The 5,269-nt window shown below is 68.5% G+C and carries 4 protein-coding genes, 1 rRNA gene and 1 pseudogene; all 6 read left to right on the top strand.

Translation table 11 applies throughout. The annotated features are described in order from the left end of the window. Positions 1-93 (top strand): 5S ribosomal RNA (gene rrf / locus ABD329_RS47175); the annotation flags it as partial. 144 nt (positions 94-237) lie between these two features. Further along, positions 238-846 carry a cardiolipin synthase ClsA gene (clsA, locus tag ABD329_RS47170; protein WP_198281239.1) on the top strand — a complete coding sequence of 203 codons (609 nt, stop codon included), beginning with the start codon at positions 238-240 and terminating at the stop codon, positions 844-846. 114 nt (positions 847-960) lie between these two features. Next, positions 961-3,456, top strand: a complete 2,496-nt coding sequence (locus tag ABD329_RS47165) for a mannose-1-phosphate guanyltransferase (protein ID WP_037964941.1) — start codon at positions 961-963, stop codon at positions 3,454-3,456. A gap of 116 nt (positions 3,457-3,572) precedes the next feature. Then, positions 3,573-4,499, top strand: a complete 927-nt coding sequence (locus ABD329_RS47160; RefSeq protein ID WP_246619058.1) for a DUF881 domain-containing protein — start codon at positions 3,573-3,575, stop codon at positions 4,497-4,499. Continuing rightward, positions 4,496-4,828: a small basic family protein gene (locus ABD329_RS47155; protein WP_014058688.1), complete on the top strand. Its 333-nt coding sequence runs from the start codon at positions 4,496-4,498 to the stop codon at positions 4,826-4,828. The genes ABD329_RS47160 and ABD329_RS47155 overlap by 4 nt, the downstream gene beginning before the upstream one ends. A gap of 5 nt (positions 4,829-4,833) precedes the next feature. Then, positions 4,834-5,269 (top strand): annotated as a pseudogene (locus tag ABD329_RS47150) (hypothetical protein); the annotation flags it as partial.

Here is a 5,269-nt window from a genome sequence, read left to right as displayed (position 1 = left end):
ACGCCCGGTTACATTCCGAACCCGGAAGCTAAGCCTTTCAGCGCCGATGGTACTGCAGGGGGGACCCTGTGGGAGAGTAGGACGCCGCCGAACAATTCTTCAAAAGACCCCGATGGGAAATTCATTCCCCTCGGGGTTTTTTGTGCCCATGTCCACTACGCCCCGGTGCGGGGCCTGTGCGGGCCTACCGGTAGAGTCATGGAGCATCATCGGCCTGTTCTCACGGGAGGCTCCCGGGTGGAGGTACAGGAGACACGCGTCCAGACGGACCGTGTGCTCACCATCCCGAACATCCTCAGCGCTGCGCGCCTCGTCGGCGTGCCGCTTTTCCTGTGGCTGATCCTCCGGCCCGAGTTCGGCGGGCCCAACAGCGACGGCTGGGCGTTGCTGGTGCTGGCGCTCAGCGGTATCAGCGACTATCTCGACGGGAAGCTGGCCCGTCGCTGGAACCAGATCAGCCGTCTCGGCCGGCTTCTCGACCCGGCGGCCGACCGCCTCTACATACTGTCGACCCTTGTCGGTCTCACCTGGCGCGAGATCCTGCCCCTCTGGCTCCCCGCGGCCCTTCTCGCACGAGAGCTGGTCCTGCTGGTGATGGTGGGCATCCTCCGGCGCCACGGCTATCCGCCGCCGCAGGTGAACTTCCTCGGCAAGGCGGCCACCTTCAACCTGATGTATGCCTTCCCGTTGCTCCTTCTGAGTGAGGGAAGTGGCTGGCTTCACACGACCGCCGCTATTTTCGGATGGGCGTTCGCCGGATGGGGTACAACACTCTATTGGTGGGCAGGAGTCCTCTACGTGGTTCAGGTCCGCCGACTCGTCAGGGCGGACACCGCGGCCGACTGAGCTCGCCGTAGCGGCGTCCATAGAGGCCGGGGCCCGTAGCGACTTCACGCGTAAGGGCCATCGGGCGTGCGCGGTCGGCATGACCGTCGACTCTTCAAGGAGGACGCTTCCGATATGAAGGCCGTCGTGATGGCAGGGGGCGAGGGGACTCGTCTGCGCCCGATGACCTCGACCATGCCCAAACCGCTGCTTCCCGTGGCCAACCGGCCGATCATGGAACATGTGCTGCGGCTGCTCAAGCGGCATGGTCTCAGCGAGACCGTGGTGACAGTCCAGTTCCTCGCCTCCCTGGTCAAGAACTACTTCGGTGACGGCGAGGAGCTCGACATGGAGCTCACGTACGCGAATGAGGAGAAGCCACTCGGCACCGCGGGAAGCGTCAAGAACGCGGAGGAAGCACTCAAGGACGACACCTTCCTGGTGATCTCGGGTGATGCCCTGACGGATTTCGACCTTACGGATCTGATCAATTTCCATAAGGAAAAGGGCGCCCTTGTCACCGTCTGCTTGACCCGTGTTCCCAATCCGCTCGAGTTCGGTATCACCATCGTCGACGAGGGCGGAAAGGTCGAGCGCTTCCTGGAGAAGCCCACCTGGGGCCAGGTCTTCTCGGATACCGTCAACACCGGCATCTATGTCATGGAGCCCGAGGTCTTCGACTATGTCGATCCCGATGTCCCGGTCGACTGGTCCGGAGATGTCTTCCCCCAGCTGATGAAGGAAGGCAAGCCCATCTTCGGCTATGTCGCCGAGGGCTACTGGGAGGACGTCGGCACCCATGAGAGTTATGTGAAGGCCCAGGCGGACGTCCTCGAGGGCAAGGTCGACGTCGAGCTCGACGGATTCGAGATCTCGCCCGGTGTATGGGTCGCCGAAGGGGCGGATGTGCATCCGGAGGCCGTGCTCCGGGGTCCGCTCTACATCGGCGACTACGCCAAGGTGGAGGCCGGTGCCGAGATCCGTGAGCACACCGTCGTCGGCTCCAATGTCGTGGTGAAGAGCGGCGCCTTCCTCCACAAGGCGGTGGTGCACGACAATGTGTACGTCGGTCAGCAGAGCAATCTGCGCGGCTGTGTCATCGGCAAGAACACCGACATCATGCGCGCCGCCCGGATCGAGGACGGGGCCGTCATCGGCGATGAGTGTCTGATCGGCGAGGAATCGATCGTCCAGGGCAATGTCCGGGTCTATCCGTTCAAGACCATCGAGGCGGGGGCGTTCGTCAACACCTCGGTGATCTGGGAGTCCCGGGGGCAGGCCCATCTGTTCGGCGCCCGCGGTGTCTCCGGCATCCTCAATGTGGAGATCACCCCGGAGCTCGCGGTGCGGCTCGCCGGGGCGTACGCCACGACCCTCAAGAAGGGCTCCACGGTCACCACGGCGCGTGATCACTCCAGGGGCGCGCGGGCGCTCAAGCGGGCGATGATCTCCGCCCTACAGACCAGCGCGATCGACGTACGCGACCTGGAGAACGTGCCGCTGCCAGTGGCCCGGCAGCAGACCGCGCGTGGCAGCGCCGGCGGCTTCATGATTCGGACCTCGCCCGGGGTGCCCGACTCGGTCGACATCATGTTCTTCGACGAGCGGGGCGCCGATCTGTCCGCGGGCGGTCAGCGGAAGCTGGACCGGGTGTACGCCCGCCAGGAGTACCGCAGGGCGTTCCCGGGCGAGATCGGTGACCTCAGCTTCCCGTCGAGCGTCTTCGACTCGTACACGGGCTCGCTGCTGCGCGCCGTGGACATCAGCGGCATCGCCGAATCCGGCCTGAAGGTCGTCGTGGACGCCGCCAACGGCAGCGCCGGGCTGGTGCTGCCCAGCCTGCTGGGCCGCCTCGGGGTGGACGCGCTGACCATCAACCCCGGCCTGGACGAGTCGCGTCCGACGGAGACCGCCGACGCCCGCCGATCGGGGCTGGCCCGGCTCGGCGAGATCGTCGCCTCGGCGCGTGCCGCGTTCGGAGTGCGGTTCGACCCGGTCGGTGAGCGGTTCTCGCTGGTCGACGAGCGGGGCCGGATCGTGGAGGACGACCGGGCGCTGCTGGTGATGCTGGACCTGGTGGCCGCGGAGCGGCGCAGCGGGCGGGTGGCGCTTCCGGTGACCACGACCCGTATCGCCGAGCAGGTGGCGGCGTACCACGGCACACAGGTGGAGTGGACGACCACCGCGGCGGACGATCTGACCCGGGTCGCCCGGTCGGAGTCCACCATCTTCGGTGGGGACGGGCGCGGCGGGTTCATCATCCCCGAGTTCAGCAGCGTCTTCGACGGCACGGCGGCCTTCGTCCGGTTGATCGGGCTGGTGGCGCGCACTCAGCTGACGCTGAGCCAGATCGATGCGCGCATTCCGCGGGCGCATGTCCAGCGGCGTGATCTGGCCACCCCCTGGGCGGTCAAGGGCCTGGTCATGCGGCATGTGGTGGAGGCCGCGGGGGACCGTTCGGTGGACACCACCGACGGGGTGCGGGTCGTGGAGACCGACGGGCGGTGGGTCATGGTGCTGCCCGACCCGGCCGAGGCGGTCACCCATCTGTGGGCGGAGGGCCCGGACGACGCGTCCGCGCAGGCCCTGCTGGACGAGTGGTCCAGCGTCGTGGACAGCGCGGGGCGCTGATCCCGGGGCCGCCCGAGCACGTCTGAGCGGGTGGGGCCGCCGTCCCGAGGGCCCGGATCCGGCACGCCGGAGGGGCCATTCGGTGGCGGCGGCCCCCACGTGCGACGATGTGCGGCATGTCGCAGCAGCCCCCCGTTCGGAGCACAGCATCGCCGCGCCCGCGCCCGCGCCTCGACGCGTCCATGTCGCTGCTGACCAATGTGATGGACCACAGCCTTGACGACGGCTACGCCGAGGCCGCCGCGCGGCGCGGAGAGACCGGTCGCTCGGGCCTGCCGCGCACCGTGCGGGCCAAATTGGGGCTGGCCTTCGGTCTCGTCCTGGTCGCGGTCGTCATCACCATCGGTGCCGCCGAGGCGCGGATATCGGCGCCGACGCTGGCCAAGGAGCGGGGAGAGCTGATCGATCGCATCGAGACGGGGAACTCGAACGCGGACAAGCTCGCCCGGAGCGTGGACAAGCTCCGCGGCGAGGTCGGGGAGAAGCAGCGGCAGGCGCTGGAGAAGCACGGCGGGGCCAGGGCCGATCTGGTGGCGCTGCTCTCGGGGGCCAACGAGGTGACGGGCCCCGGGGTGAAGCTGGTGGTCGACGACGCCAAGGGCGCTGCGGGCGGCGGCGGGGGACCACGGGAGAGCGCCGACTTCTCCGACACCGGCCGGGTGCGCGACCACGACATGCAGCGTGTCGTCAACGGCCTGTGGGAGTCGGGCGCGGAGGCCGTCTCGATCAACGGGCAGCGGCTGACGGCGCTCTCGGCGATCAGGGCCGCGGGAGACGCCATACTGGTCGACAACAAGCCGCTGGCTCCGCCGTATACGGTGCTCGCGGTGGGGGACGGGCAGCGGCTGAGCACCGCTTTCCAGAACAGTGCGGACGGACAGTACCTGCATGTGTTGCAGCAGAACTATGACATCCGTACGAGCATCTCCGCCCAGGACTCGCTCCGGCTTCCGGCCGCGCCGAGCCTGATCGTACGCACCGCGGAACCGATAGCCGGTGGTTCCGGCAAGGGTGACGCCGACACAGGGAAGGGCACATCGTGATCGCCGTATTGGGGCTCATCGTGGGAGTCGTGGTCGGACTTGTGGTCCGACCCGTGGTGCCGACGGTGGTCGAGCCCTATCTGCCGATCGCCGTCGTGGCGGCACTCGACGCGGTCTTCGGGGGCTTCCGGGCGATGCTGGACGGGATCTTCGACGACAAGGTCTTCGTCGTATCGTTCCTGTCCAATGTGGTGGTGGCCGCACTGATCGTCTTCCTCGGTGACAAGCTGGGCGTCGGTGCCCAGCTGTCGACCGGAGTCGTGGTCGTGCTCGGTATCCGGATCTTCTCCAACGCGGCCGCGATCCGCCGCCATGTGTTCCGGGCGTGAGGCCGATGACGACCGACGACACCCCGGAGAAGCCCGAGAGCGCACAGTCGGCCGAAAACCGACGACAGGCCGACACGCCGCCACAGCCGGCCGAAACGCCACGGCAGTCCGCCGACACGCCGCGACAGCAGTCGGCCGAAACGCCGCACCGGTCGGCCGAAACGCCGCGACCGGCCGAGCGGGACGCGAAGACCGAGCAGTCGGCGAAGGCCGGACAAGAGGCGAGGGCCGGACAAGAGGCGAAGGCGGGACGAGAGGCGAAGTCCGACACGCCCGAGAAGGCCGCTGAGCCGCCCCGGCGGTCGCCCGAGCCCACGCGTCGGCCGGAGACGCCCGAGCGGCCCGCCCGCCCCGGGGAGCCCCAGGAGCGGGCCGAGCCGAAGCGGGCCGAGCCCAGGCGGCCCTCGGCGGCCGGGCCGCCGCGCCCGGGCACCCCGCCGC

The sequence above is a fragment of the Streptomyces javensis genome, from assembly GCF_039525925.1.
Taxonomy (GTDB): Bacteria; Actinomycetota; Actinomycetes; order Streptomycetales; family Streptomycetaceae; genus Streptomyces; species Streptomyces asiaticus.
This window is presented reverse-complemented; position numbering and strand designations above follow the sequence as displayed.